Here is a 26,516-nt window from a genome sequence, read left to right on the forward strand (position 1 = left end):
CCCCCCACCCCCATCCCCCCACGACCAACTGTCCGTCGACCGCGGCGCCCCACGTGCGGTCGGCGGACGGATAGGAGCCAGCGTGTCCCCGACCCATGCACCCGGTTCCGGACGGATCAGCCGCCGGACGCTGCTCAGGGCCACGACCGCCACCGCCGGGGCGATCGCCACCGCCGCCGCGTTCGCCGAACTCGAAACGCCGGCCGAGGCCGCGGCGGGCTTCGTCAAGGGCGTCGACATCAGCTGGGTGCCGCAGATGGAGGCACGCGGCTACTCCTGGAAGAACGCCGGCGGGCAGACGCAGGACCTGCTGACCATTCTCAAGGGGTACGGCATCACCGCCGTGCGACTGCGCACGTTCGTCAACCCGTCCGGCGACCCGGCCAACGGGCACTGCGGCATCAACGAGGTCGCCGCCTTCGCCAAGCGGGTCAGGGCCGCCGGAATGTCGATCATGCTGGACTACATGTTCGGCGACACCTGGAACTCCGTCGGTGTGCAGAACCCGCCCGCCGCCTGGAAGAACATGAGCCACAGCCAGATGCTCACAGCGATGAGCACGTACGTGAACCAGACGATGACCGTCATGAAGAACAACGACGTGCTCCCCACCTGGGTGCAGATCGGCAACGAGATCAACAGCGGGATATGCCGCCCCGTCGGAAGCGTCTCCAGCCCGGCGCAGATGACCGGGCTGCTCAACGCGGCCTACAACCAGGTCAAGGCGGTGTCGCCGAACTCGACGGTGTGCATCCACCTGGCCCAGCCGCAGAAGTACGACGTGATGGCCACGTTCTTCAGCCGTTACGCGGCGAACGGCGGCAAGTGGGACATGTCGGTGTTCTCCTCCTACGGCAGTGCCGACGTCGCCCCAGGGATCGTGGCGAACATGAAGAAGATCTCCGACGCCTACGGAAAACCGTTCCTGCAGAGCGAGTTCGGCGGTCGGGTGGACCGGGCCTCCTCCACCCAGGCCGCGCTGGTCGCCTACATCAAGGCGCTGAGGGCCAACGGAGGGCAGGGCATCTTCTACTGGGAGCCGGAGTGCATGTCCCCGTTCACCGGCTACAACATGGGTGCCTGGGACTCCTCCACCCAGCGGCCCACCGTCATCATGAACGGCTTCACCCAGGCCTGAGCGACAGGCCGTAGACCTCAACCCGCACATCTCCGTGGTCAAGGATGGGGCAAGTGATTGTAATGAACATGGCATTGCGATGCCGCGGTGGACATGGTGCCCGGCTGGGAGCAGCGGGCCTCCTGACCCTCGCGGCGCTGGCCGGCACCGGTGTGGCGCATGCCGACGCCGACGCGCCGCGGGCGCTGCCGGCCGGCTGTTCCGGCACCTCGCCGATCACCTGTCACTACGGGGTCTCGCCGGGCAACTACGACGTGACGGTCTCCATCGGCGGCGCCTCCGCCGGGCAGACCGAGATATGGGTCGAGGCCCGGCGTCTGATGCTCCCGGCGACGAGAACGGCGGCCGGAGCCGTCGCCACGTACTCGTTCACGATCAATGTGCGCCAACCGGAGGGGCAGCCGACCGGCCAGGGCGGCACCGGAAATCCCGGTCTGGACATCCGGTTCACGGGAGCCACCCCGCAGGTCTCGGCCGTCTCGGTGAAGCCGGCGACCCAGCCGGTGGTCGCCTATCTGGCCGGCGACTCGACCGTGTGCGACCAGCCGGCCGCCCCGTACACCGGATGGGGCCAGATGATCACGACGGCGGTGCGTCCCGGCGCGGTCATCGCCAACTACGCCGACTCCGGGGAGAATTCAGGCAGCTTCCTGAGTAATTCGGCGCTCTTCCCGGCGCTGCTGTCGAAGGTCAGGGCGAACGACCCGGTCTTCATCCAGTTCGGTCACAACGACAAGCAGACCAGCGCGTCCGCCTTCCGGAGCAACCTGACCTCCATGATCACGCAGGTCCGTGCCAAGGGCGGCGTCCCGGTCCTGGTGACGCCACCGGTCCGCCGGCTGTTCGACGGCGACCGGCTCACGGCAACGGCGCTGCACGTCACGGCGTCGGCGTGAACCTGCCCGCCGAGATGCGCGCGGTCGGTACGGCGCAGCGGGTGCCGGTGATCGATCTGACCGCCAGGAGCAAGGTGCTGGTCGAATCCCTCGGCCCGTCCGCCTCCGCACAGCTCTTCTGCGCTCCTCCGTCGACGGTGTCACGGACAACACCCACTTCTCGCAGTACGGCGCGACCCGGATCGGCGAGCTGCTGCTCCAGAGCATCCGGGAACAGAACCTGCCCCTGGCCACGTACCTGCGCTGACCGACCCGTGGGGGACACCCGATGAAGAACCTTCGGACACTCATCACGACCGCTCTGGTGATCGCCTTGTCGAGCCTCGGCGTCAGCGCCGCCTCGGCGGCCGACAGCGTCGCGGTGAACTGCACCGGCGTCTCGCGCGCCGCGGCCCCGGCCGCACGAGCGGCGGCCGAGCCGGTCACCGTGTGGCTGGCCGGCGACTCCACCATGGCGAACCCGGGCCCCGCTCCTTGTCCGGTCGGCTGGGGCAGCCAGTTCGACGCCCTGTTCAACAGCGACGTGACCGTCAAGAACCAAGCGGTGGGCGGTCGCAGCATCCAGACATGGCTGTACGAGTCGAATGTGAGCAGCACCATGGGCTCGGACGGTGAGTGCCGCCTCACCTCCACCACGTACTCGTCACGCTGGCAGGCGATGCTGAACGCGAGCACCGGGATGAAGGCCGGCGACTACCTGTTCCTCCAGTTCGGCATCAACGACTCCTCTTCGACCTGCCCACGGCACGTCGGCCCTGCCCGGTACCAGCAGTTGATGACCATGATGGCGCGGGCCGCTCTGGCCCGGGGCGCGCACCCGGTTCTGCTCACGCCGGTGGCCGCCATCACCTGTTCCGGCAGCACGGCGACCAAGAACCGCGGCTTCGTCAACGAGACCTTCGCCGCCGGATCCGCCACCGGGGCGCCGGTCATCGACCTGCAGACGCTGAGCGTGTCGCTCTACAACAGCCTGCGCTTCTGCCCGCACAACGGCGATTTCGGATCGGGTCCGGTGGGTGCCTTCTTCTGCAACGACCGCACGCACTTCGAAACCTACGGTGCGCAACGGATCGCCGGGCTCGTCGCCGGTGATGTGCGCCGCCAGAACCTGCCGCTCGCCGGGTACCTCAAGTAGCACCGAACCGGCCTTCGGCGGCAAGCTGCCCGCGTGCTCGGCATCGCCGCCGCATCACTGCTGGGGAGTGTCATGGAGGGTGGTGGCGATGCCGTTGGTGATCTTCACCTCGGCGGTGAAGCCCTTCTTGGCGGCAGTCTCCAGTTCGGCTTCGGTGCACCGGGTACCGCCCTCCTGCCCTTCCCCTACTCCCGGGCCCCCGCAGACCTGGCCGTAGCCCCAGATGACGGTGTCGCCGGCGACGAAGAACTGCTGGTCGTCCTTGCCGGGGGCGGACACGATGTACTTGCCCGGCGCGAGGTAGGTGACCGTGCCGTTGCTGAACGTCCCGCTGACACCCTTGGACGTGGAACTCTTCGAGTCGCTGGAGGCCGCCGCCTTGTCCGTGACCGCGGTCGACTCCTTGGTTTCCTTGCCGGAGGACGAGTCGCCGCCGGCCGCGGAGCCGTTCTGACAGGCGGTCATCAACAGCCCGGCGGTGATCGCGGCGGTGACGACGGCGGCCTTGCGCAGGTGGCGGTTCATCACGGGAGCCCTTCCGATGCGGGGAGTCAGCGGGGGTCGGCGGGGCTTTTGCCGTTCCTTCGCTCTGTGACCAAGAGGAGGGCCAGGCAGGTCGGTTGGTGACCCCCGTCGCCGGAACAGGACACCGTGGTCATACGAACATGACGTAGCAACACATCGGTTGTGGACAGAGATGACAAGCGCTGCCCTCGCCGCAGATTCGGCAACCGGGTCTTTCGAGGGCTGCGGCGGTGGGAGGCCCGGGCCGCGGCGAGGAGTCGGGCCGCTCGATGCTCGCGAACTGGATCCAGTCCGTCGTCACCAGGGAGCGCGCTACCGGCGCGGGAGGCGGGCACCCGACGCCCACCGACCCCCGTCACCACTCCCTGCCGGAATGTCCCCTGCATCGTGATGGCCCAGGCAAGTCCCGCCCCCAGGGGCCTTTGCCCGGGCCGTCCCCTCCAGGAGCTGCAGGCCCTGTCGCACCCACCGGTAGGCCGCCCGCAGGACACGCGAGCACTCTGTCCGGGCATTCGGGTGACAGGAGCGTTTCCGCAGTCGGCGGCATGCCGTTGGTCAGGCATGGATCCAGACCACGATGACGGCGCCGCGGCATCCGGCCTCCCGGCCGGAACGCCGGGTGCCTACCGGCTGACGGTCGATGTCCCGGCGCAGGAGCGGTACGGCTGCACCGGGCGCCGGCTACGACGCGCCGCCCCGGCCGCGCGGACCGTGATGGTCACCGCTGCCGCGGTGGTGGTCCTGGCCGCCCTGTGGGCCACTGTTCGAGGGTAGGCCGACCCCATTTTCCGGGCAGCCCCGGACAACCGGTCTGTGTCCGGGCTGGTCACAGGTCTGCCCGGCTCTTGTCCAGATCCCGACTGCCGTACGGGCAACGCGGGTTGCCCAAGTCCGGGCCACGATGCACGTGTGCGGACAGTGGGGGAGTCGCCCCAGCCCCCGGCATCCAAGGCCCGCGCTGAAGCCGAAGCCGCGCGCCATGTCGGTGAGTCGGCCGCGCCGCAGGCCCACGGTCGTGCCGCCCGTTACCCGTCCCGCACCCACCGCGAACAGACACAACGGACCACCGAGCATGCATTGACATGTCCACGAAGACTTCTTATGGTCCGGACCAAGCTTCTGTATTCGGAACTGAGTTCTCACTCGTGAATGGAAGAGGTCACCGGATGGCACGAACCAGAACCGCCCTGCTCAGTGTTCTCGCCCTGCTGGCCGGCCTGCTGAGCGTTCAGTTCACCGGCCCGGCCCACCGGGCGACGGCCGCACCGGCCACCTTCACTCACCCCGGTGTGCTGGTGAGCCGGGGCCAACTCGACCACGCCCGGTCGAAAGTGCAGGCCGGCCAACAGCCGTGGAAGGCCGCGTACGACGCCATGATGGCCAGCTCCTGCGCTTCGTTGTCGCGTACCGCCAAGCCGCGGGCCGTAGTGGAGTGCGGCTCGTCGTCCAACCCCAACCACGGCTGCACCGACGAGCGCCAGGACGCCATCGCGGCCTACACACAGGCGCTCGCCTGGTACTTCACCCGAGACAGCAGATACGCCAAGAAGTCGATCGAGATCATGGACGCATGGTCCGCGACCATCACCGATCACACCAACAGCAACGCCCCGCTGCAGACCGGCTGGGCCGGCTCCACCTGGCCGCGCGCCGCCGAGATCATCAAGTACACCTACGACGGCGGCTGGCCGGGTGCCGGCCGCTTCGCGACCATGCTGCGCAACGTGTACCTCCCCGAGGTGATCAAGGGCGCGGCGACCAAGAACGGCAACTGGGAACTGGTCATGACCGAGGCGGCGATCGGCATCTCGGTCTTCATCGAGGACCGCGCCAGCTACGACAAGGCCGTCAGCACCTACCTCGCCCGCGTCCCGGCATACATCTACCTGAACAGTGACGGTGACCTGCCCCGACCGCCCGCAGGCAGCAGCATCGACACCAGCGCCGAGATCATCAAGTACTGGCAGGGCCAGAGCACCTTCACCGACGGCCTCGCCCAGGAGACCTGCCGCGACTTCGGGCACACCGGCTGGGGCATCGCCTCCATGGCAGACATCGCGGAGACCAGCCGGATCCAGGGCCAGGACCTCTATCCGAGGATCCAGGACCGGCTGCGCCACGCACTGGGCCTCCACACCTCCTACGAGAACGGCACCGCCGTACCTGCCTGGCTGTGCGGCGGCTCGATCAAAAAGGGCCTCGGCCGGATCACCGAGGTCGCCTTCAACGCCCTCCACAACCGCCTCGGCATCAGCATGTCCAACACCCAGAAGTACACCGAGGCGCACCGGCCGTCCGGCACGGACAACTACTTCAACGCCTGGACGACCCTCACGCACGCAGACAACCCCAACTGACCACCGCCCGCCGATGGGACACACGTACCGACCGCGGCTGCGGCCGGACGTCACCCGCTGCCGCACCCGGCAGCCCCAACCGTCACCGTGCCCCTCGACGGCCCGGAGACAGGCACAGCCACAACCGCAGAGGCCGGTGCTGAGCACCGGCCTCCACTTCTCGTTCGTGGGGAGCATGGGCGAATCATCATGCGGCGCCGGACCATCCGTACCACGCCCTGTTCCGGCGCGTAGACGGCGATCCCGGCTCATGGGGTGGCGTCGTGGGTGGGGATGCTGAGGGAAGGCAAACGTCGCCGGTTCGGCGAGTTCGGACGAACCCGGGCCCGCCCCCACTCCTTCGTGTCCGGCCCCAGCATCAACCCCGCTGCGCCCCGGGCGCCCTCATCAGCGATGATGGCGCCCATGCCCGACACTCTGACCGTCCGCCGCGTCCTCGGCGACCGCCCCTTCGCCGAGATCGGAACGCCGTCTGCCGTTGCCGTCAGCGAGGACCGAGGCCTCGCCGTCGTGAGCGGCGACCTGGGGTACCTGAAATGGTCCGGGAACAGCACCGCCGGCTACGGGTGGCAACCGTACCGGGTGGGTGTCTACGGCACGGATGATCTGCGCTGCCGCCGGCTCGTGGAGTCTCACTGGCCTGTCCACTCTCTCGCCATCCATCCGACGCTTCCGCTCGTGGCCGTCGGCACCGGAGCGTACGACGGGGACTACTACTACGAGGGCGAACTCCTGCTGATCGACCTGGAGTCGGGGCGGTCGCGCTCGATGATGCGCAGGCCGCGCGAGGTTCTGCGGGTGGAGTGGGAGAGTGCTCGGACATTGCGGCTCATGGTGGCCGCGACGGACTACGACGACAGAGACGAGGCGGACTCGCACGCGTACGACGTCGTCGTCGAGCGGCCCGACTGGGGTGCCGCGCCCCGGGGTTCGGTGCAGCAGAAGGAACTGAGCGGGCAGTGGGTCGAGTTCGAGCGGCCCCTGCCCGACCGGGTGGCAGCCCGTCGGGCCGTCGAGCAGTTGGCCGGGGAGTCCCGCTGGGAACTCCGCCGACAGGTGTGGGACGTCCACGGTCTGCCGGACGGGCGCGTACTGGCATGTCTGGAGGGCGTGCTGGCCGAGACCTGGCTGCCGGACGGGCGTCTGGACTGGTGCGTTCCGGACGAGGAGGGCGGACGACAACTGGTCGTCCGTGACCTCGACGCCTGGGTCAATGTGGAGCGGCGGCCGGAACGCCGGGTGGGCCGGGAGGAGGGCACCGAGTCACCGCTGGTCGCCCGGGTGTCCCTCGCGGACGGGAAGACGCTCGACACCCTGGCACTTGGCTCCTCCGTCACGATCACCACGCGTCAGGACGGCTGGCTGGCGCTCCGTCCGGCAGATCCCGACAAGCAGGACGGCCCTCAGCCGGTCGCCCTGATACCGCCTTCCGAGAACATCCCGCAGGGGACCGTGACACTGGGCGGGTCCGACTCCCGCAACCATTTCTTCCCCGTCCGCCGCAGCGACCGGCTGCTCTTCCTCCAAGGCAAGGAGCGCGCGCCGTCGCGGGACAAGTGGGTGGTCGCGGTCGATCCGGACGACGACCCCGTGCCGCAACGGCTGTTCCCGCTCGACTGGCAGTCACCGGCCAGGCATCTCTTCGCGGGACCCGGCATTGAGCTCGGTCCCCCGGAGAGCCGGGACCTGGTCCACGCGGTAGCCATGTACCACAGTTCCTTCCCGGCGCTCCGCCACAGTGCCTCCGTCGTACGACGGAGCCTCGCGGACGGAGCGGTCAGCTGGGAGTTCACCACTGAGTACCCCGTAACTGCCCTGGACGGCGACGACGACACGGTCTACGTCGCCTTCAACACCGGCGAGTTGGTGGCGCTGCACGCCTCGGACGGAACGGTCCGTTGGCGGCACCACCTGAAGATCGGCGGCCGGCGCGTCGTACCGCTGTCTCTCGAACTCACCGATTCGGGTCGACTGTTGATCGGCACCGCGGACGGACGCATCCTCGACTGCTCGGTGGGGCGGTAGCGAACGCCGGACTGAGCGACACGCCGTACCGCGCCCGGAAGACCGGCCCATGGCGCGCCGGGCGCAGGCGGGTGGGGGAGAGCCCGGCAGCCGAGAGGCAGGCCGGCGGTCCGTCGCCCCGGGGCCGTCCCGTCACCCCCGATTCGTCCGTCGCCCCGGATCCGTCCGGTCACCCCGGGGCCGTCCCGTCACCTATTCTGGACGTAGGTCCGGACAGGTGTTCCAACTCTTGCGCTGCCTCATGCGCTGACTGTTCAGCCTGGGTCACGGCGTCAGCGGCCACCCGGTGCCGTTCCTCGGCCTCCTTCTCCTTCTGGTCCGCTTGCTGGAGTTCCTCGCGTGCCTGCCGTAGCTGCTGCTCCGCGGCCGAAATCTGCCGGCGGGCTTGGTCGTGCCGGTCGTGGGCTCGCTTCAGCGATGCGTCGGCCGCTGCTTGCCCGGTGCGCTGATCACGCAGCCGTTGATCGGCGGCCCTCACCGCCTGCCGGGCCTGACGGAGCTGTTCCTGCTTCTGGCGTCGCCTCTCGGCGAGCTCGTCCTTCGGCCGAGTCCGCGAAGAATCCGCCGCGGTGACCGCCCGGGCAGGCTTCCGAGGTGGCTCGGTCGTTCCGATGTGGGAGGGGAAGTCCGCCGGCTCGGTGAGGGCGTTCTCCAGGCGGCCGGTGGCCCACAGATCTGCCGCGTCCTGGTCGGCGAGCACGGCGCGCAGAGTGGATTCGACGTCCCGCCGCACCGTGTTCGACAGCCGATGTCCGGCCTCACGGGCAAGCTCGTTGGCCTGCCGGGACAGCGCGACGACGATGCTCCGGCGCTGCTCGGACAGCTCCTTGATCCCGCCGGCGTCCAGGTTCTGGTAGGCCTCGCGCAACGCGTGCCCCAGCTCCAGGAATCGCCGGCTCTCCTGTGGCTGGGAGCGCAGCAGCAGGTTCGCCGCCCACGCCGCGAGCGAGGGACGGCGGGCGGCATGGATCCGGCGGGCGTCCTCCACACGTCCGGCTGCCTTGGCCTGGGCAGCCAGCTCCTCACGCCGCGCGACGAAGGTGGGTGGTGGTGTGACGTAGAGCTCGTCCAGAACCCTCTCCGCATCGGAGCCGTCACCGCCCCGCGCACCTTTACGCCTCACGCACACCAGATTCCGTCGAGCCGGATTGCCGCGCATCTCGTGCCGCGCATCTCGTGCCGCACCCCGGTGCGGCAGGGCGGACAGGCGCCGCAGTGTCGGCTGCGGCCGGGGTGGCCGCGTAGGCGCGGAGCAGGTCGTGCCTGCCATTATCGGGTGGCGTTCACGGGGTGGACCAGGTGGGCGCGGGCGCCCCAACCTGGCCGCAGCCGTCGACCACCACCGGTCACACCCGCGTCACGCAGCCGACTTGATCGAGCCTCGCGCTACGAACGCTCACATCCCTGGGGGACCGTGGCACGCAGTTCCCTCACCAAGGCGCGCACGACTGCGGATCCGGCCAGTTCGGAGGTGGTCACATAGCCGACATGGCGTGTCGGACGCTTGGGGCCGAGATCGGTGATCCCGACCGAGTCCGGTGCTCCCACCAAGGAGAGCGCGGGCATGATCGCCATTCCATGACCGCCGCTCACCAAGGAGAGGACCGCTCCGTCGTCCTCCGCCTCGACGGTCGCCTCCGGGATCCAGTCCTGTGCGGCCCACCAGTCGCGGGTGTACGAGCCACAGTTTTCGGCCCAGTCGACCAGGGGCAGCGAACGCGGGGCGGCGTGGCCCGCCGCGTGCACCAGGGCATACGGCTCTTCAAAGAGCCCGTTCGCGACCAGACCCGCGGGAAGCGGCGTGGAGCCGCCGAGCGTGGCGATGCCTATGTCGGCATTCCCATCAGCCACTTCGCCGGCGGCACCGCGCCCCACCTCGCGTACGATCCGCACCCGCGGCTCGATCCCGGGGTGTCCGGCGCGCAGCCGCTGCAGGACGGGCGGCAGCAGGTGGAGGGCCGCACTGCGGAAAGTCACGATCCGCAGCGGACCCTCCGCCGCGTCCGGCCGGGCCGCGCCGCGCGCCTCGGCGGTCAGGACGTCCAGCAGGCGGAGGACGCGGCGAGCGTGTACGACGGCCCTTTCTCCGGCAGGGGTGGGGCGGGCGCCGGTACGGCCGCGCTCGAAGAGGACGGCGCCGATCTTGCGCTCGCTGCCGCGCACCGAGTGGGAGACCGCGGACTGGGTCAGACCGAGTGCGACGGCCGCAGCCGAGAAACCGCCGGTGTCCGCGACCGCCACCAGGACGCGCAGTTCGTGCGGGGCGAGATCGGAGTCGGTCGTACGGGCCATGGGGCGCTCACCTCGGCGTATGAGAACTGCTCATGGAACGGTGTGTCGCATGAGCCCAACCGGCTGCCCAGCAGGAGCATTCCCGCCCTACGGTCCGGTCATGAACGACACCGCGCTCACCGTGCACCAGACCGCTCGCCCGCACGGCTTTCCCACCGCCGAGCACTTCGCCTTCGTCGAGTCCACGCCCCCCGCCCCCGCGGCCGGCAGCGCGCTCGTGCACAACCTCTACTGGTCCGTCGACCCCTACCACCGCGAGATGATGGACGCCGTGCCCGGCGGCTTCGCGCTCGACGCACCGCTGGAGGGCCGTACCATCGGGCGGGTCGTCGCCTCGCGCACGCCTCGGCTGGCCGAGGGTGACATCGTGTTCCACCGGCAGGGCTGGCGCACGCACGCGGTGGTCACACCCGAGGAGATCCGGCGGCTGCCCCGTTTCGACGGGGTGCCCCTGACCGCGTACTTGAGCATCCTTGGTGGCACCGGCCTGACCGCCTATGTGGGCCTGACCCGCATCGCCCGGCTCCAGGAGGGCGAGGACCTGTTCGTGTCGGCCGCGGCCGGCGGAGTCGGCACGGCGACCGGGCGGTTCGCCCGGCTGCTCGGCGTCGGACGGCTCGTGGGCAGCGCGGGGTCGGCAGCGAAGGCCGACCATCTCACGCGGGAGGTCGGCTATGACGCCGTCTTCGACTACCACAACGGGCCCGCCGCCGACCTGCTCGGCAAGGTCGCACCGGACGGCATCGACGTGTTCGTCGACAACGTCGGCGGCGAGCAGCTGGCCGCGGCGGTGGGAGCGCTGCGCGACTTCGGGCGCGTCGTCCGCATCGGCACGATCAGCCAGTACAACACCCCCGCCGCGCCCCCGCCGCGCTTCAATCATGCGGACATCGTGGAGAAGAGCATCCGCATGGAGGGCTTCTTGGTCAGCAACCACCGTGCTGTGCAGGAGGAGTTGTACGAGTTCGCGGTACCGCATCTGCAGAGCGGCCGGCTCGCTCTGGACGAGACGGTGGTGGACGGGTTCGAGCGCATCGTGGACGCGTTCCTGGGCATGCTGCGCGGCCAGAACACCGGCAAGATCATCGTGCGGGACCGCACGCAAGCCCCGTCCGTGAACTGACACCGACTCCGGTGTCATGAGGGCCTGATCCGGGCCCGATCAGAGAACTCGGTATCACGGAGCAGTGCCGTTCACAGGCCTCGGCCAGGGCCGACGGCTGCTCGGCTTCGACGGCGTACGCGTCCACGAAGCGACCACGACTGGCTGACCTTCGATGGCACGGCCATCGAGACCGGCACCGAATCCTACCGCCTCGCCCGGTCCCGGGCCGAGGCCGAGGCCGAACAGGCCGCCGTGAGCTGAGAAAGGCCGGGGGCCGGCGCGGTGGGCGAGGCTCGGTGTCCGGTCCCCGCCCTGCTCAATTGACCATGTGCTGAGGAACTGCCAGGTCCTCGTTGGCGAACAGGCGGGTCAAAGTCGGTGGATCGTCCTTGGCGCAGGCGTCGGCGACCAAGTCGATCAGCCGGTCGTCATCGGATCCGATCCTGCCCTCGTAGGCCGCGGTCATGCGACCCCACTCATCCCAGTTCAGGGTCTCCTGCTTGCACAGCGCGGCGAGGTCGCGGACGGCGTTGCCGCTGATCTCGGCCGGTCCCCAGGCATGATCGGTGCCCGCCACCCCGAACGTGCCCGGGTCGATCAACCCGTTGCGGTATTGGATCCATGCCTCGCCTCCGGTGAGGAACTCGCCCGGCGCGAGGTCGTCCGGGCGTTCGACGAAGCCCTTGCCGAGGTGTTCGGTGTCGACACGCACCCAGCGATGCCGGTCCTCGTCCCGGTACTCGGTGATCCAGTGGTCGAGGCCCCGTCCCTCCTGGAAGTAGGTGCCGAAACCGCACCGGGCACGGGAGGCGATACCTCGCGCCCGCAGGATCGCGCAAGCGATGGTGGCGAAGTGCCGGCAGGTGCCGATCACCCGCGTTTCGGGCGTTCGGGGGCGGTGCAGCGGAGCGGGGTCCAGGGCGGTCAACGCGGCGATCAGCTCGTTGACCGGCCGGATGTTCTTCTCGGTGATCCGGTTTTCAGGAACTCCTGACGCCGCGGCGTCCGTGGGCTGGATGACCAGGCTCTGTACGGCGGCACAGATGCCCACGGGGTCGTCCGGCAGCCCCTCAATGAGCCGGAGTTGTGTCGAGTCCAGGCTCGTGAGGGGCCCAGGCCGAGAGTAGTTGAGCACGTCATCGGTCATAACCGGGCATGGTAAGGGCCGAGGCTGACATCGAGACCGGCCCAGCCCTGACGAGCCCCGGTGTTGCCGGGAACCCGCCGACATTTCGGCGGCCGAGCCCCGCGAGCGTTGCCCGAACTCACCAACACACATGGCCGCTCCCACCGACACATTCATTGCACTCCGCCGCCACACCCGCGACCGACCAACCGCCTGCTCATCGGCATGGGGCAGAAATGGGCCACGGCGTTGAAGCCGCGCTCGCGCAGTACTGGTCAGCGGGGTGGGGCTGCGGCGATTTTCGCCGTGCGATGACTCCTTGGGGCGCGCCCGGGACACACAACCGGGCGGGGCTCTGGCCGCGCGTCGCGCCGACGCTCGCGCTGGACGAGGCCCAGGCCGCGGTCGCTCATCGCGGACAGAGAGTGTGCCTGGGTGCCGTCGGGACGCCGGGCGCCGCCCGGTCCTGCCGTCGACCGCGAGCCCGGGTGCGGGCGGGTCGGCCTGCTCGGCCGCGCCGTCACGGACTCGCTCGGCCGGGTCGGACGGTCCGGTATCCGGTCCCCGGCACGGACCACCGGGCCGGGCCAGGACATGGGGCGGGGCGTCGCGGCACGCCCCGCGATCGCGGCCGGAGACTTCGCTCCGGCCAGGACCGCGCACGCGGCCAGAGCCAGGACGAAGACCAATGGGTGGGTGATGTTCACAGTGCCCCAGGTGCGGCCGGCCTCGGGTCGTGAGCCCACGACATGCGTCCATCGGCTGGTAAACCGTGCTGATATGTCCTGGTTCGGTCAGGTGTGTCGGACACTGGGCAACAAGAGAGGGGAGGCCGACCGTGCTGACCGTAGTCCGTGAACAGCTGGGCCAAGCCCTGTTCCGCCGTGTCGCCGGCCCCGACGGACCGGCGGCGCGTGCCCGTATCCATGACACCCCCGGACCGCGCTGGTTCGGACCCGACCGCCCGATCCGCACGGTCCACGGTGACGCCTCGATGTTCATCGGCGGGCTGAGCGCACTGCTGCTGCAGTCCCTGCATCCGCTCGCCATGGCGGCGGTGGCCGGGCACTCCGGTTACCGCGGCGACCCATGAGCCGACTGCAGCGCACAGCACTTTCTGGCCGTGACGACTTACGGCACCGCCGCGGATGCCCAGCGGTCGGTCGACCACGTCCGCCGCATCCACGAACGGATCCGCGGACGACGGCCGAGGGCCTGTCGTACCACGCGGCCGATTCGCACTGCTCGGCTGGGTGCACGCCGCCGAGGCGGACAGTTTCCTGCGCGCCCACGAACGGTACGGAGCCCGCCCGCTGGATCCCGTCGGCTACGACGCCTACGTGGCCGACACCGCGCGTGTCGCCGAGGCGCTGGGGGTGAGCGACCCACCGCGCGACCGCCGCGAGCTGTCCGAGCGCCTGATCGCCTACCGGCCCGAACTGCGGGCCACATCCCAGGCCAGGGCTGCCGCCCGCTTCCTGCTGTTCCAGCCTCCCCTGCCCCTTGCGGTACGGCCGTTCTACGGCGCCCTGGCCGCGAACGCCGTCGCCCTGCTCCCGCCCTGGGCCCGCGGCATGCTGTGGCTGCCCCGCGTGCCGGTCGTCGAGGACCTCGCCGTACGCCCCACCGGCCAGGCCCTGACCCGGACCATCCGTTGGGCCATGACCCCACCACACCCCTCCGGGCGCGCCGGGGAAGTGAGGCACGCGTGAAGGACGCCTCCGGCTCCGGCGCTTCGCGGGAGTCGCAGCCGCACCACCACCGTCTGCGGGCCCGTTGGCACGACTCGGCCGTCGGACGGCTTTGGCGGCACGGCAGCGACCTGGAACTGCTGCACCGAGCCATGGGATTCTCCGCGTTGGGCCTGGTCACCCTGGTCCCGCTGCTGATCGTCGTCGCGGCGGCGCTCCCTTTCAAGGAACGGGGATTCGCCCTATGGGTGATCGACGGGATGAGTCTGTCCGGACGCCCGGCCGACGCGGTGCGCGAACTGTTCGCCGCGCCGCGCAAGGTGCTGAGCGCGACCAGTGTCCTCAGCGGGCTGCTGGTGGCGCTGTTCGGCGTCAGTTTCGCGGCGAGTGTGCAGAACGGCTATGAACGGATCTGGGAGGTGCCCGCGGGCCCGTGGCACCACGTGTGGCGCCGCGTCGTGTGGCTTGCCGCACTGACGGGCTATCTGTTCGCCGAGACGCAGAGTGGGGCGGTGCTGCGGGACGGGCTGGCGCAGTCGGTCGTCCGGATCATGCTCGCCACGCTGTTCGGCGTGCTGTTCTTCTGGTGGGGTCAGCACTTCTTGCTGGGTGAGCGGGTGCCATGGGGTGCCCTGTTCCCGGGCGCGGTGGCCACGATGGCGGGGCTGGGCGGCCTGCGCTGGTTCTCGGACCAGGTGTTCTCACCGCTGATCGTGAGCAACGCGGTCACCTATGGGGCCGTCGGCACCATGCTGATCGTCCAGTCCTGGCTCATCGGCGTCGGTTTCGTGGTGTTCGGCGGCCCGCTGCTGGGCCGCCATCTGCACGACATGTGGCGGCGGGACAACTGAGCGCACACTCCCATGCGCGTCCACACACCCAACATGCTCCCGAACAGGCCCGCCGGGAAGACCTGACGGAGTCCTGCCAGGTCCCCGATCACGTTCGGCGTTCCGCGGCCGTCACGGTGCGCGGCCATCCGTGATCCGATCCGCTCGCCCGTCGCTCCGGCTTCGCGCGCCGCCACGGCATGTGTGTCGGCATGTCAGGCCCGCCCATGTGCCTCCTGCGAGCGTCGCGACAGTGAGTCGATGACCACCGCGGCGAAGAGCACCCCTCCCGTGATCATGAACTGGACGGCAACGGGTGTGTCCGTGATCGCCATGCCCGAGGCGATCGACTGGATGATCAGCATGCCGAGCACCGCGGACCAGGTCGTCCCGCGTCCTCCGAACAGGCTGGTGCCACCGATGACGGCTGCCGCGATGGCATTGAGCAGCAGGACGCCCGAACCCGAACTCTGGCTCACCGAGGTGATGCGCGAGGCCAGGAACAGGCCGCCGAGCGCGGCCATGGTGCCCGAGACCGCGAGCACCGCGGTCTGCACCCGCGTCACATTGAGGCTGGCCCGGCGGGCCGCCTCGACGCCGCCGCCCAGGGCGTACACCTGTCGCCCGTAGTGCGTGCGGCGGAGGACGATGTCGAGGCCGGCCACCATCACGAGGAAGATCAGGAGGGCGAGCGGGAGACCCTGGAACCGGTTGAGCACATACGCGGCGGCGAACGCCATTCCCGCCACCACACCCGTGCGCACCGCGATTCCCCGGAGCGAACGGTGCGGCATGCCCACTGCCATGCGGCGCCGCCTGTACTGGTAGGACACGAGGAAGACCATGCCCGCGCCGATCGCCGCCAGACCGTACGCGGCGCCGTCGTTGGTGAAGTAGTAGCTGGTCAGCTTGGCGACGAGTCCGTTCTCGTCGAGGTTGACGGTGCCGCTGGTGCCGAGGATGTAGAGCATGAGGCCGTTCCAGGTGAGCAGGCCCGCGAGGGTGACGACGAAGGCCGGCACCCGGGTCCGGGCGAAGGAGAAGCCCTGGATGGTTCCCGCCGCGGTACCCGAGAGCACCGCGACGATGAGGGCAAGCCATTCCGGTACGCCGTTGTTCACGCTCAGAACCGCGAAGACGGCTGCCGCGAGACCGCTGATCGCGCCGACCGACAGGTCGAGCTCTCCGAGCAGCAGCACGAAGACGATCCCGACCGCGATGAGTCCGGTGCCCACGATGTCCACGCTGAGATTGGACAGATTCCGCGGCGAGAGGAAATTCTCGTTGAGAGCCTGGAAGGTGATCCAGACCGCGGCGAGGACGAGCGTGACGGGGAGCGATCCCAGTTCACCGGCGCTCAGCTTGCGGCGGAAGAGGGCGACCCAGCGCTCCACGGTGCGGGTGACGGCTCGCGTGCCGTGTGGCCCAGGGGCCTTGGGGGTGGGTGTGGAGGGTTCGTCCGCCATGCCACCCATTTCTTTCACATCCCCGCCTCCCGGTGGATCATCCGGCGGGGCATGTTTTCCGTGGCGCCGGTGATGGAGGAGAGGATCTGTTCCTGGGACGCGGTGTTCACGTCGAAGAAGCCGTTGTTGCGACCGAGGCGCAGCACGGCGGCCCGGTCCGCGAGAGCTTTGACATCGCCCATGTTGTGGCTGATGAGCAGGACTCCCAGGCCGCGGTCGCGCAGCTGCTCGACGAGATCCAGGATCGCGGTGGTCTGCTCGAATCCCAGAGCCGCGGTCGGTTCGTCCAGAAGGAGGATTCGTGGGTTGCCCAGGAGTGAGCGTGCGATGGCGACGGTCTGCCGCTGGCCGCTGGACAGTGACACGACGGGCGCCCGCAGATCGGGGATGCCCCTGGTGAGGCGTTCCAACAGGTCGCTGGTGCGGCGCTCCATCTCCACCTCGTCGAGGAACCCGAACCGGCGGATCTCCCTGCCGAGGAACAGATTGCCGACGACGTCGAGGTTCCCGCACAGGGCGAGGTCCTGGTAGACGGTGGCGATGCCGAGGTTCCGGGCGTCGTAGGGGCGCCTGATGTGGACGGTCCCGCCCTCCCACTCGATGACGCCCTTGTCCGCGGGAGTGACGCCGGAGATGACTTTGACCAGTGTGGACTTGCCTGCCCCGTTGTCGCCCAGCAGGGCGACGACCTGGCCGGCGTGGATCTCCAGCTCGATGTCCTTGAGGACGTCGACGACGCCGAAGCGCTTGCACACTCCATGCAGCGCCAGCAAGGGGGGAGCCGACACGGAAACCATCTCCTCACCGGAGTCCGGGCCTGGTGGGAAGCGGCCTGTCAGGTCAGCCCGGCCTTGTCGCAGGCGGCCCTGAGCTGCGGGATGCAGACCTGCTCGATCGTGTACACACCGTTCTTCACCAGGGTCTCCTTGATGTTGTCGGCGGTCACCGAAACGGGGGTGAGCATGACAGCTGGTACCGCCCTCCCGCTGGTCGTCCTGACTGTGTCTGTCGCCGCCTGGTCGAGACTCTCCCCGCGGGCCGCCGCCACGGCCATGGCGGCACCGGCGGAAGCCTCGGGTGCGAAGGGCTTGTAGACGGTCATGTACTGACTGCCGGCCACGACATTCCGCACAGCTCCGAGTTCGGCGTCCTGCCCGGTGACGGGGGGCAGCGGATCGACCTTGTTCGCTCTGAGGGCCGAGATGCTGCCGGCGGCGAGGCCGTCGTTGGCGGCATAGACCCCGTCGATGTTGTCGGCGCCGACGGCGGATATGGCGCTGGACATGTTCATGTTCGCGGTCTCCGGCCTCCACTGGGGAGTGTCGTACGTCTTGCCGATCCTCACTCTCCCCTCCAGTACGGACAGCGCGCCCTTCTTGAACGACACCGCGTTGGGGTCGCTCGGATCACCGTTCATCATGACGATCTGGCCGCCGTTCGCCCGGTCACCCATGGCGGTGAGCAGCGCCCTGCCCTGGAGCCTGCCGACCTCCTCGCCGTCGAAGGAGACGTAGCCGGAGATCGGGCCTTCGGCGAGGCGGTCGTAGGCGATGACCGGGACATCCGCGTCAGCCGCCTTCTTGACCGCGGCGCCGAGCGATCTGGCGTCCACAGCCACGAGGACGATGGCGTCGACCTCTCTGGTGATCATCGAGTCCATCTGTTCCTGCTGGACGGCTACGTCGCCCTTGGCATTGCCGTGCTCGACCGTGCAGTTGTCGCACAGTTCCTTGATCTTCTTCTCGAGCAGTGGCCTGTCCTGGCCCTCCCATCGGGCCGTGGTGGCGCTCGGCAGCAGCAGACCGATCTTCGGCGCGTTCCCCGCTTCGGAGTCGTTCCCGGCACCGCTCCCGCAGGCCGCGAGAGCGACGGCCGTCGAGACGATGGTCATGGCGATGACCGCGTCCCGTATGCAGGCCTTCATGTGACAGACCTCCTTGTCCTCCACCGTGCGTGGCGAGGGGAGGGTGACCGGCTGATGGGGCCGGCACGACCACGCCGACGTCTCCCGTCGGGCTTGGCCGGGGCGGTGCGCTCATGAGGAAACGGCGAAGGTACGCACCTGGCTCAACACGGTCCGGGCCGACGCGGCGCGTCACCACGTCGTCAGTGTGACATCGGCCGCGGTGATCTGCGAATGCGGAGGCTCCGGCCGTCGATGGCCGGTGCGGGGGACTCCGCGGCTGTCGATGACCATCCAGTGGATCTGTCTGGTTAGTCCATATATGCGATTCTGGTACAAGAGTGCCCCGATCTTGTCGGCGCCTCCGGCTTGGACGGGAGGACAGGTTGCGGACGGACATGCCTCATGACGGCTGTGCCCAGGCCGGAGTTCCAGAGCGGGCATCCGAGGCCGGCGCCGCAGACACCGGTTCACCGTCTCCGGTGCCAGGGGCCGCGATGAGTGGCAGGGCCCTGGCATTCGCCGGAGCGGCGGTCATAGCGGTCTATGTGCCCGGTGTCGGGAACGAAGAGCTTCGCTTGGTGGAAACGGCTGGATACGCCACGTCCGTGTACGGGCTGCCGGAGCGTTTGCCCCTGTCCGGTGGCTCACCTGCGGCGCACGCGATCCGCACCGGCCGGCCTCAGTGGCTCAACCCCGCAGCGCTCGCCTCCTGCCCCGAGGGCGGGCCGGCGCCGCCGGGACCGGAGGCGTCGCTCGGTGCGCTCCCACTCGGGCTCGGGACAGAGGACAGACCGCTGGGCTGCCTCGTCGTCATCGGGGAGGCAGCGGACGGTTTCGAGACCGAGCAACGGGGCTTCCTGGAGCGGTACGCCGACGCCGTCGCCGGCATGCTCCGTACCGGGACCGGCCGATCCGCGTCGTCGCCGCTGCTGAGTCCCGCGCTGCGGAGTCTGAGCGTCGGCTCTTTCGTCCTGGTGCCGGACACCGGCCTGATCGAAGCCGACGAGACTCTGCTGGAGCTGGTCGGCATCACGCCGGACGACTTCGACGGCAAGGCGGACACCCTGCTCGCACATGCCCTCCCGGAGGACATGCACGCGCTGATGTCGGTCCTGGAGCCGTCCACGCAGACGTTCGGCGGGCGGGAGCTGGAGTTCCGTGTCCGCTGCCCCACCGGTGAGATGCGCTGGCTGAGCCTGAGTTGCCGAGTGGCGATGAGCACCGATGGCCGGCCGGAGCAAGTGCTGGGCGTGGTGACGGCCATCTCGGTCCGGAGCGCCGACGACGTCTCCAGAATCCAGTGGCTGACAGCGGAACTCGACGATGCCACAACCGTCCGTGACGTCGGCCGAGTCGTGGTCTCCACGCTGCGTGAGCGGCTGGGCGCCGACCGGGTGGCGCTCGCCGAGTTGCAGGGTGACCGGCTCATGGCCACGACGCTTGTCCCGCCCGAGCCCGCCGCCTGGTCGGAGACATGGCGTGCCGAGTGGCGTTCGGAGTGGCCCGAGGCGCAGGTCAGTGCCCTGCCCACCCTTCGGATGGCGCTGCGGGACGGGCGTATGGATGTGTGGCCGGCCGGAACCGACCTCGAGCCGGGACTCGCCGGCATCGGTACCGGAGGTCTGGCCGTCCTGCCGCTTCCCGCCAGGGGCCGGGTCGTGGGGGTGTGTCTGGTCGGCTGGGATCATCCGCACGAGTTCACCCCCGAGGAACGTGCCTTGCTGACCGCCACCGCGGCGCTCGTCGGCGAGGCCCTCAAGCGTGCGCACGCGCACGACGCCGAGCAGGAACTCGCGACGATGCTGCAGCGCAGTCTGCTGCCCCGGCGTCTCCCCGACCTGCCCGGGGGAACGGCCGTCGCCCGCTATCTGCCCGCGAGGCGGGGGTTGCAGGTGGGCGGTGACTGGTACGACGTCATCGCTCTCTCCGAGGAACGCGTGGGGCTGGTCATCGGTGACGTGCAAGGACACAGTGCCGGAGCCGCGACGATCATGGGACAGATGCGTACGGCGGTCAGGGCGTACGCGGTGGAGGGCCACCCGCCCGACGTGGTCGTCTCCCACGCCAACCGCCTCCTCGTCGGTATGGAGACCGACCTGTTCGCCACCTGCTGCTATGCCGAACTGGACATGGAGGAGGGCACCATCCTCTTCGTCCGGGCCGGGCACCTCTCACCGCTGCTGCGGCATGTCGACGGCAGTACCGAGGAGGTCCAGGTCGAGGGCGGGCCCCCGCTCGGCATTCTCGCGGAGGCCGAGTTCCCCATGACCGCGGTCCCACTGGTTCCCGGCACGGTGCTCGCCCTGGTCACCGACGGTCTGGTCGAGGCCGCCGACCTGCCCCTGGACGCGGGCATGGACCGGACGCGCGCCGCGCTCGCCGCGGCCGATCCGGCGGATCCGGCGCGGATGGCCGACGAACTGCTCGGCGACCTCGGCCGTCGTGAGGACGACGTGGCGCTGTTGCTGCTGCGCTACGACGGCATGAAGACCCGGCCGATCAAGGCCGGTTGGGTGGCGTGGCGGCTGCCCGACGCCGTCATGCACGCCCGTCGTTTCACCGCGCGCATCCTGCGTCGGTGGCAAGTCGAGGAAGCAGCCGATGCGGTGCTGCTCGTCGTATCCGAACTGGTCACCAACGCCCTGGTGCACACCCAGGGGCAGGTCCGCCTCGATCTGATACTCCGAGGGGACAGGGTGCGGGTGTGCGTGAGCGACTCCTCGCCGCGTGCGCCCGCCAAGCCGGTGATCGTGGACTGGGAGGCGACCGGCGGTCGCGGTCTGCTTCTGGTCGAGGCGATGTCGGAGTCCTTCGGCTCGGTCCCGGTGGCCGGCGGCAAGCAGGTATGGAGCGAGATCGTCGTGCCGCGGCGCGAGGCGGCTCCCGCGGACTCGGGACCCCGAACGGAATCAGGGGGTCTGCCATGAGAACTCGTACACGGCACGTCGTCGCGGCGCTCGTCGCGGGACTCATGACCATGTCGCTGGCCGCCTGCGGAGGAGACGACGAGGCGGGCACGGACAGCTTCTCCGTCGGGCTGCTGCTGCCGAGCAAAGCGGTACCCCGCTGGGAGCATGCCGACAAGCCGTTGATCGAGAAGCGGCTGAAGCAGCTGTGTCCCCGCTGCACCATGGAGTACGCCAACGCCGAGAACGACGCGGCGAGGCAGCGGCAACAGGTGACCTCCATGATCACCAAGGGAGTGAGGGTCCTGATCCTGGACGCCGCCGACACCAGGGCGGTCCGCTCCTCGATCCAGGAGGCTCGCAAGGCGGATGTCCCGGTCGTGGCCTACGACCGGCTCGCCGAGGGCCCGATCTCGGGCTATGTCAGTTTCAACGGTGAGCAGGTCGGCAGGCTCCAGGGTGAGGCGCTCCTCAAGGCGATGGGCGACAGGGCGAACGGCGGCCAGATCGTCATGATGAACGGCGATCCGGCCAGCCCCAACGCGGCGTGGTACAAGAAGGCCTCCCTGTCCGTCATCGCGGGCAAGGTGAAGATCGGCAGGTCGTACGACACCCTGGGCTGGAGTACGGAGAGCGCCCACGCCAACATGTCCGCTGCCATCGCGGCCCTGGGCCCGGACCGGATCGACGGCGTCCTGGCGGCCAACGACGCCATGGCCGCCGGCGTCATTTCCGCTCTCAAGAGCGCCGGTGTCCACCCGCTGCCTCCCGTCACCGGTCAGGACGCCGACCTCGACGCAGTGCGGCGCATCGTCATCGGCGAGCAGTACATGACGGTGTACAAACCGTTCGGGGCGGAAGCCGCCGCAGCCGCCACCATGGCCGTCGCACTGGGACGCGGCGAGGATCTCCGCGACAGCGCCCCGACGACGATGGACAGCCCCACCACCGAGAACATCCCGTCCGTCCTGCTCGCTCCGAGCGCGGTGACCGTCAGCGACATCGAGGAGACACTCGTCAAGGACGGTGTGTACACCATCGACCAGATCTGCACCCCCGCGCTCCGGTCCGCCTGCGACAAGGCCGGACTCACCCAGTAGGAGACCTGGGGCCCGCGCCATTCCTGCAAGTGGGTCCGGAGCGCCACTTCTTCGCCGGCCGCGAGTCACATCGTCATGAGCACCGAGCGGACCGCCGCGGCCAACGGCTTCGCCTTCGTGTCGCTGCGAAGATGCCTCCAGCAACGCTGTCGATGTTCGACCGTGTCGGCAGCCGGCTGCTCGAACGCAGGGAGACGATCGGGGATCCGGACGGCTGCCCCGGCCCGGAACAGTTCCAGCTCGCGGCCATGCCGCCGCGGCCCCTTCGTCGCCCTGGCCGACAGGGCACCGGTTCGCCGGCGGCGGCACGTCTCCTTCAGCGGCGCGGAGTTCGGCGGCAGGACGGTCTTCATCGATTCGCACCTCACGCCCGCCGGTATCCGCGCGGCGGCCTCGATCGCACAGGAGTTGCGGGCTCGGATCCCCGAGGGTGCCGAGGGGGAAGTGGTCTCCTCCGATCTGCGGCGTGCCCGGAGGACGGCCGAGGAGGTGGCCGATCTCTTCGGTGTGCAGCCGACCTGGATCAAAATGCCGCCCAAGTCACCGGGTGCTCAAGTCACTGGGTCACGTCAATCTCCGGGCGCCCTCCGGCAGCATCACCACGCTGCGCGAAGACGATTTCCCTCACAACCTCCAGGTCGTCAGCCTCGGCGACACCCGCCATCTCGAGCGGCGTGGCGGCGCACGGAGATCTCTCCATTTATCTTGTTGTCCTGAATCATAATCGGAGATGTCTCCGATTACCTTGGAGGGACTGTGCGGACGAGAGAAGGAGCAGTCGTGACCGGCACCCCGCGCCCACTGCGCGCCGATGCCCGCCGCAACCGGGAGCGCATCCTCGCGGCCGCCACGCGGGCCTTCTCCGAGCGGGGCGCCGACGCCTCGCTGGACGCGATCGCCAAGGCGGCCGGCGTCGGCCCGGGTACGCTCTACCGCCACTTCCCCACCCGAGAGGCGCTCATCGAGGCCGCCTACCGCAACGAACTGGCCCGCGTGTGCGACAGTGCCGCCGAACTGCTGGCCGACAATCCGCCCGACAAGGCGATGCGGCTGTGGATGGACCGGTTCATCGACTACCTGGCCGCCAAGGGCGGCATGGCGGAGGCGCTGCGCGCGGTGGTCGCCTCCGGCGCGGACCCCTTCGCCGAGACTCTCGACCGGCTCAGCACCGCTATCGGCACGCTGCTGCACGCCGGTGCCGAGGCCGGCCTCCTGCGCTCCGATGTCGACCCTCTCGATGTGGGTTTCAGTCTCGGCGGTGTCTCCCTCATCGCCAACGACCCGGTGCATCGTGAGAGGGCGGGTCGCATGCTCGACCTGATTCTCGACGGCCTCCGTTACGGGGCTGGCCGGGACGGGTCGACGCGGACGGCGTGAGACGGTCGCACGCTCGGTGCCGCTGTCAGCCGTAGGCGGCACGGGTGGACCTGTCGGGAGCGCGGGAACCTGGTTGTGGTCAGTCGGCCCCGGGATTGGCATGGTTGAGAACAGACGCACTCCTGGACGACCGGAGGACTCTCCGGTTACGCTCCGAGTCAATCGGAGTGTCCTCCGGTTAGAGCCTGCCGTGCCACTTGAGCCGTTCCCGCAAGGGGAAGGGCACGGTGTCACGGCGCCGCAGTGGACCGACACGAAAAGGACCTGGACGACCTGATGAAGTTCGGCCTGCACTACTGGAACTACTCGACCCCCGCCGACCCGGCACTCATCGCCCCGACGCTGGCCGAGACGGCCCGCGTCGCCGAGCAGGCCGGTGTGGCGTCGTTCACGGTGATGGACCACTACTTCCAGATGGACGCTCTGGCTCCCGCCGAGGAGCCCATGCTGGAGGGCTACACGACCCTGGGGTACCTGGCCGCGGTGACGGAGCGGATGACCCTCGGCATGCTCGTCACCGGCGTGATGTACCGCTACCCCGGAATTCTGGCCAAGACGATGACCACGCTGGACGTGCTCTCCGGCGGTCGAAGCCGGTTCGGCATCGGCGCCTCGTGGTACGAGCGGGAGCAACTCGGTCTCGGCGTCCCGGTGGTGCCGGTCGCCGAGCGCTTCGAGCGGCTGGAGGAGACGCTCAGGATCTGCTTGCAGATGTGGAGCGACGACAACGGCCCCTTCGAGGGCGAGCACTATCAGTTGGCGGAGACGCTCTGTGTACCGCAGCCGCTCAGCCGCCCCCACCCGCCCATCATGATCGGCGGCGCCGGAGAGAAGAAGACGCTGCGGCTGGTGGCCCGCTACGCCGACGCGTGCAACCTGTTCGGCACCACTCCGGCGGAGGTGTCGCACAAGCTCGACGTACTGCGTGCGCACTGCGACGACGAGGGCCGTGACTACGACAGCATCGAGAAGACGGTGTTGCTGGTCCGCCCGGTCCTCGCGGACGTTGCCGGCACCCTGGCGGACATCGAGCAGTACGCCGCCCTGGGTGTGTCCGAGGTCCTGGCGACGCCCGACCGTCACCCGGTCGAGTTCGCCACGGGGGTCGCGGAGAACCTGCTCCCGCGTCTCTCCTCGATCGCCTGATCGCTCCGACGCGCGTCGGCTCGGACCATGCGGCCGGGCGGGTCACCGCGGCCCGATGAGCACCTCGTTCCACGACGTTCTTCGGCCATCGGGCCGTGATGACGCTCGGCTGTCCCACGAACGTGCCCGGGACCGGAGTGTGGCCGGGGGCGTCAGCGGACTCGTACGGGCCCACTGACTCGTACGGGCCCACTGCTGAACCCTCGGGTGATGTTGTTGAGCACGCGGACCGGTTCCCCGGTCAGCTCGATCCGTTCGACGCGTGTGGCGAGGGCCTTGAAGACGGCGTGGGCCTCCAGCTTCCCGACTCGTGCGGGCGTTGACGCCTCATCGACTCGGTTCATCGGCGACTGGTGGTCGGTGGCCGTCTCGGCGGTTTGCAGGTGGCTCGCACACCGGACGGCCCTGTCGCCGTCACTGCCGGCACGAGTTCGGTGCTCGTTCTGCGCCGAGTGGTTCGCTGGGCCGCGCGGTCGGAGACGAGGCCGGCGATGGTCTGGTGGGCGTCGACGTACCAAAGGACTCCACAGATCGTCATCCGCCGCTGCGGCCGGGGATCTCTCCGGCCGCAGCGGCGGAGGTCCGGGACGGGGCCCGTCAGCCGCCGAGGCCCTCCAAGTCGTCGACCATGTCCTCCAGTTCATCGACCTGTCGCTGGAGGTCGTCCGCGTCCGGTGTCCCGGTGATGGTCGGATCGGGGACGGTGAGATCAGCCCGCTTGACGAAGGTGTCGGTGATGCCACCGGCCCAGGAGATCTTGATCTTGTCGCCGGACTCATTGATCGTCAGTGTTCCCTGAGCGCGATCGGTGCCACAGGGGAAGGAGATGTTCACCTCGGCCCCGAAGGCGATGCTGCCGTCGCATTGGTTCACGGTCGGCATCAGGGCCTCGCCGTGCCGGATCCCGAGCGGGGAGAGGATCGTGTCGCCGTCTGGGAACCACGTGAAGTCCAACTCCGCCGACGTCGGATTGCGGAAGTTCCCGCCATCGGTCGCGGAACCGCTGCTCGCTGAGGCGGGAGCCGAGGGTGCCGCCGCATCTGACGTACTGTCCGAAGAGCCCTCGCATCCCGTCAGCAGCGCGACTCCCAGAAACGCGGCCGAACAGGCCGCCGCCCCGACGATTCCTCGTGGCCGTCTCCGCATGGATTCCCCCTGGTTGCCCGGTGATCGGATTCCTCATTCCTCACTGAACCGACAGTGGCAGGAGGGCGAGGAAAGATCCATACCCACCCGGTGTCCCGGACACAAGGTGCCGTGTCCGTGCTGGTCGGGCTCTTGTCCGGGGTTGTCCGGGACGCTGCACGCCCCGGCCCCAGGGCCTCGCCGCCGCCATGGATCAGGTCGGATCGGGGACCGGGGGCACAGTCTGGCCGGACTCCGACGGCGACGACGGCGCAGCACCTAGCACCCAGCACCCAGCACCACGGCAACGGCCGCTACAGGCCGACTGCGGCGGTGACCAGGGCCGGGTAGTCGCGGTCGGAGCGGTCGC

23 protein-coding genes and 2 pseudogenes are annotated in these 26,516 nt (G+C 69.4%); 15 read left to right on the top strand and 10 right to left on the bottom strand.

Features of this window, described 5'->3' with window-relative positions:
* Positions 1-82 precede the first annotated feature (82 nt).
* The 3 genes from STRIP9103_RS24200 to STRIP9103_RS24210 all read left to right on the top strand — a co-directional run bounded on the left by STRIP9103_RS24200 (position 83) and on the right by STRIP9103_RS24210 (position 3,169).
* On the top strand, positions 83-1,138 hold the full coding sequence (locus tag STRIP9103_RS24200; RefSeq protein WP_009321107.1) for a glycosyl hydrolase 53 family protein: 1,056 nt from the start codon (positions 83-85) through the stop codon (positions 1,136-1,138).
* A gap of 68 nt (positions 1,139-1,206) precedes the next feature.
* Positions 1,207-2,034 carry a GDSL-type esterase/lipase family protein gene (locus STRIP9103_RS24205; RefSeq protein ID WP_234022278.1) on the top strand — a complete coding sequence of 276 codons (828 nt, stop codon included), beginning with the start codon at positions 1,207-1,209 and terminating at the stop codon, positions 2,032-2,034.
* 268 nt (positions 2,035-2,302) lie between these two features.
* Entirely contained in the window at positions 2,303-3,169 is an 867-nt protein-coding gene (locus STRIP9103_RS24210) for an SGNH/GDSL hydrolase family protein (RefSeq protein ID WP_009321101.1), read from the top strand.
* 54 nt (positions 3,170-3,223) lie between these two features.
* On the opposite strand, the gene STRIP9103_RS24215 is transcribed toward STRIP9103_RS24210, so the two are convergent.
* Positions 3,224-3,694, bottom strand: a complete 471-nt coding sequence (locus STRIP9103_RS24215; RefSeq protein WP_048820894.1) for a hypothetical protein — start codon at positions 3,692-3,694, stop codon at positions 3,224-3,226.
* A 561-nt stretch (positions 3,695-4,255) separates the two neighbouring features.
* Here STRIP9103_RS24215 and STRIP9103_RS50090 point away from each other — a divergent pair.
* From STRIP9103_RS50090 to STRIP9103_RS24225, 3 genes are all read left to right on the top strand, one after another.
* Positions 4,256-4,468: a hypothetical protein gene (locus tag STRIP9103_RS50090; RefSeq protein WP_141573595.1), complete on the top strand. Its 213-nt coding sequence runs from the start codon at positions 4,256-4,258 to the stop codon at positions 4,466-4,468.
* Between the two features lie 392 nt (positions 4,469-4,860).
* On the top strand, positions 4,861-6,051 hold the full coding sequence (locus STRIP9103_RS24220) for an alginate lyase family protein (protein WP_048820885.1): 1,191 nt from the start codon (positions 4,861-4,863) through the stop codon (positions 6,049-6,051).
* A 405-nt stretch (positions 6,052-6,456) separates the two neighbouring features.
* Entirely contained in the window at positions 6,457-8,076 is a 1,620-nt protein-coding gene (locus STRIP9103_RS24225; RefSeq protein ID WP_048820886.1) for a PQQ-binding-like beta-propeller repeat protein, read from the top strand.
* A gap of 169 nt (positions 8,077-8,245) precedes the next feature.
* Here STRIP9103_RS24225 and STRIP9103_RS24230 read toward each other — a convergent pair whose 3' ends face one another.
* Together STRIP9103_RS24230 and STRIP9103_RS24235 are read right to left on the bottom strand one after the other, a co-directional pair.
* On the bottom strand, positions 8,246-9,199 hold the full coding sequence (locus tag STRIP9103_RS24230; protein ID WP_009321108.1) for a hypothetical protein: 954 nt from the start codon (positions 9,197-9,199) through the stop codon (positions 8,246-8,248).
* A gap of 263 nt (positions 9,200-9,462) precedes the next feature.
* Positions 9,463-10,368, bottom strand: a complete 906-nt coding sequence (locus STRIP9103_RS24235; protein ID WP_009321119.1) for a LysR family transcriptional regulator — start codon at positions 10,366-10,368, stop codon at positions 9,463-9,465.
* A 100-nt stretch (positions 10,369-10,468) separates the two neighbouring features.
* Between STRIP9103_RS24235 and STRIP9103_RS24240 the strand changes: the two genes are divergently transcribed.
* Entirely contained in the window at positions 10,469-11,491 is a 1,023-nt protein-coding gene (locus STRIP9103_RS24240) for an NADP-dependent oxidoreductase (RefSeq protein ID WP_048820887.1), read from the top strand.
* Between the two features lie 138 nt (positions 11,492-11,629).
* Positions 11,630-11,734, top strand: a pseudogene (locus tag STRIP9103_RS51815) (IS21-like element helper ATPase IstB); the annotation flags it as partial.
* A 55-nt stretch (positions 11,735-11,789) separates the two neighbouring features.
* Here the strand turns inward: STRIP9103_RS51815 and STRIP9103_RS24245 are convergent.
* Positions 11,790-12,620 carry a transglutaminase-like domain-containing protein gene (locus STRIP9103_RS24245; protein ID WP_009321114.1) on the bottom strand — a complete coding sequence of 277 codons (831 nt, stop codon included), beginning with the start codon at positions 12,618-12,620 and terminating at the stop codon, positions 11,790-11,792.
* 817 nt (positions 12,621-13,437) lie between these two features.
* Between STRIP9103_RS24245 and STRIP9103_RS24250 the strand changes: the two are divergent.
* Positions 13,438-14,311, top strand: a pseudogene (locus STRIP9103_RS24250) (oxygenase MpaB family protein).
* Entirely contained in the window at positions 14,308-15,141 is an 834-nt protein-coding gene (locus STRIP9103_RS24255; RefSeq protein ID WP_009321111.1) for a putative membrane protein, read from the top strand. The pseudogene STRIP9103_RS24250 and the gene STRIP9103_RS24255 overlap by 4 nt, the downstream one beginning before the upstream one ends.
* Before the next feature lie 194 nt (positions 15,142-15,335).
* On the opposite strand, the gene STRIP9103_RS24260 is transcribed toward STRIP9103_RS24255, so the two are convergent.
* Genes STRIP9103_RS24260 through STRIP9103_RS24270 form a run of 3 tightly spaced genes read right to left on the bottom strand, consistent with a single transcriptional unit; the run spans position 15,336 to position 18,510 of the window.
* Positions 15,336-16,586 (bottom strand): sugar ABC transporter permease, encoded by a 1,251-nt coding sequence (locus STRIP9103_RS24260; protein WP_048820888.1) that lies wholly within the window; start codon positions 16,584-16,586, stop codon positions 15,336-15,338.
* Positions 16,587-16,600: 14 nt separating this feature from the next.
* Positions 16,601-17,383 (bottom strand): ATP-binding cassette domain-containing protein, encoded by a 783-nt coding sequence (locus tag STRIP9103_RS24265; protein ID WP_048820889.1) that lies wholly within the window; start codon positions 17,381-17,383, stop codon positions 16,601-16,603.
* A 38-nt stretch (positions 17,384-17,421) separates the two neighbouring features.
* Positions 17,422-18,510 carry a sugar ABC transporter substrate-binding protein gene (locus STRIP9103_RS24270; RefSeq protein ID WP_009321121.1) on the bottom strand — a complete coding sequence of 363 codons (1,089 nt, stop codon included), beginning with the start codon at positions 18,508-18,510 and terminating at the stop codon, positions 17,422-17,424.
* Positions 18,511-18,986: 476 nt separating this feature from the next.
* Between STRIP9103_RS24270 and STRIP9103_RS24275 the strand changes: the two genes are divergently transcribed.
* Together STRIP9103_RS24275 and STRIP9103_RS24280 are read left to right on the top strand one after the other, a co-directional pair.
* The gene (locus STRIP9103_RS24275) at positions 18,987-21,419 is read left to right on the top strand and encodes a SpoIIE family protein phosphatase (RefSeq protein ID WP_009321096.1); all 2,433 of its coding nucleotides are present in this window, start codon (positions 18,987-18,989) and stop codon (positions 21,417-21,419) included.
* Positions 21,416-22,498 carry a sugar ABC transporter substrate-binding protein gene (locus tag STRIP9103_RS24280; RefSeq protein WP_009321105.1) on the top strand — a complete coding sequence of 361 codons (1,083 nt, stop codon included), beginning with the start codon at positions 21,416-21,418 and terminating at the stop codon, positions 22,496-22,498. The genes STRIP9103_RS24275 and STRIP9103_RS24280 overlap by 4 nt, the downstream gene beginning before the upstream one ends.
* 65 nt (positions 22,499-22,563) lie before the next feature.
* On the opposite strand, the gene STRIP9103_RS51820 is transcribed toward STRIP9103_RS24280, so the two are convergent.
* Complete coding sequence (locus STRIP9103_RS51820; protein ID WP_048820891.1) at positions 22,564-22,851, bottom strand: hypothetical protein; 288 nt, start codon at positions 22,849-22,851, stop codon at positions 22,564-22,566.
* A 55-nt stretch (positions 22,852-22,906) separates the two neighbouring features.
* On the opposite strand from STRIP9103_RS51820, the gene STRIP9103_RS51825 reads away from it, so the two are divergent.
* The 3 genes from STRIP9103_RS51825 (at position 22,907) to STRIP9103_RS24295 (ending at position 25,021) form a co-directional block, all read left to right on the top strand.
* Positions 22,907-23,215 carry a histidine phosphatase family protein gene (locus STRIP9103_RS51825; protein WP_234022280.1) on the top strand — a complete coding sequence of 103 codons (309 nt, stop codon included), beginning with the start codon at positions 22,907-22,909 and terminating at the stop codon, positions 23,213-23,215.
* A 63-nt stretch (positions 23,216-23,278) separates the two neighbouring features.
* Positions 23,279-23,875 carry a TetR/AcrR family transcriptional regulator gene (locus tag STRIP9103_RS24290; RefSeq protein WP_009321099.1) on the top strand — a complete coding sequence of 199 codons (597 nt, stop codon included), beginning with the start codon at positions 23,279-23,281 and terminating at the stop codon, positions 23,873-23,875.
* Positions 23,876-24,151: 276 nt separating this feature from the next.
* A complete protein-coding gene (locus STRIP9103_RS24295; protein WP_048820896.1) occupies positions 24,152-25,021 on the top strand; it encodes an LLM class F420-dependent oxidoreductase in 870 nt (289 codons plus the stop codon).
* Positions 25,022-25,173: 152 nt separating this feature from the next.
* On the opposite strand, the gene STRIP9103_RS24300 is transcribed toward STRIP9103_RS24295, so the two are convergent.
* Both STRIP9103_RS24300 and STRIP9103_RS24305 read right to left on the bottom strand, forming a co-directional pair.
* Positions 25,174-25,365 (bottom strand): hypothetical protein, encoded by a 192-nt coding sequence (locus STRIP9103_RS24300; RefSeq protein WP_048820892.1) that lies wholly within the window; start codon positions 25,363-25,365, stop codon positions 25,174-25,176.
* Between the two features lie 253 nt (positions 25,366-25,618).
* Positions 25,619-25,975 carry a hypothetical protein gene (locus STRIP9103_RS24305; RefSeq protein ID WP_048820893.1) on the bottom strand — a complete coding sequence of 119 codons (357 nt, stop codon included), beginning with the start codon at positions 25,973-25,975 and terminating at the stop codon, positions 25,619-25,621.
* Between the last annotated feature and the right edge of the window lie 541 nt (positions 25,976-26,516).

The sequence above is a fragment of the Streptomyces ipomoeae 91-03 genome (genome assembly GCF_000317595.1).
Taxonomy (GTDB): Bacteria; Actinomycetota; Actinomycetes; order Streptomycetales; family Streptomycetaceae; genus Streptomyces; species Streptomyces ipomoeae.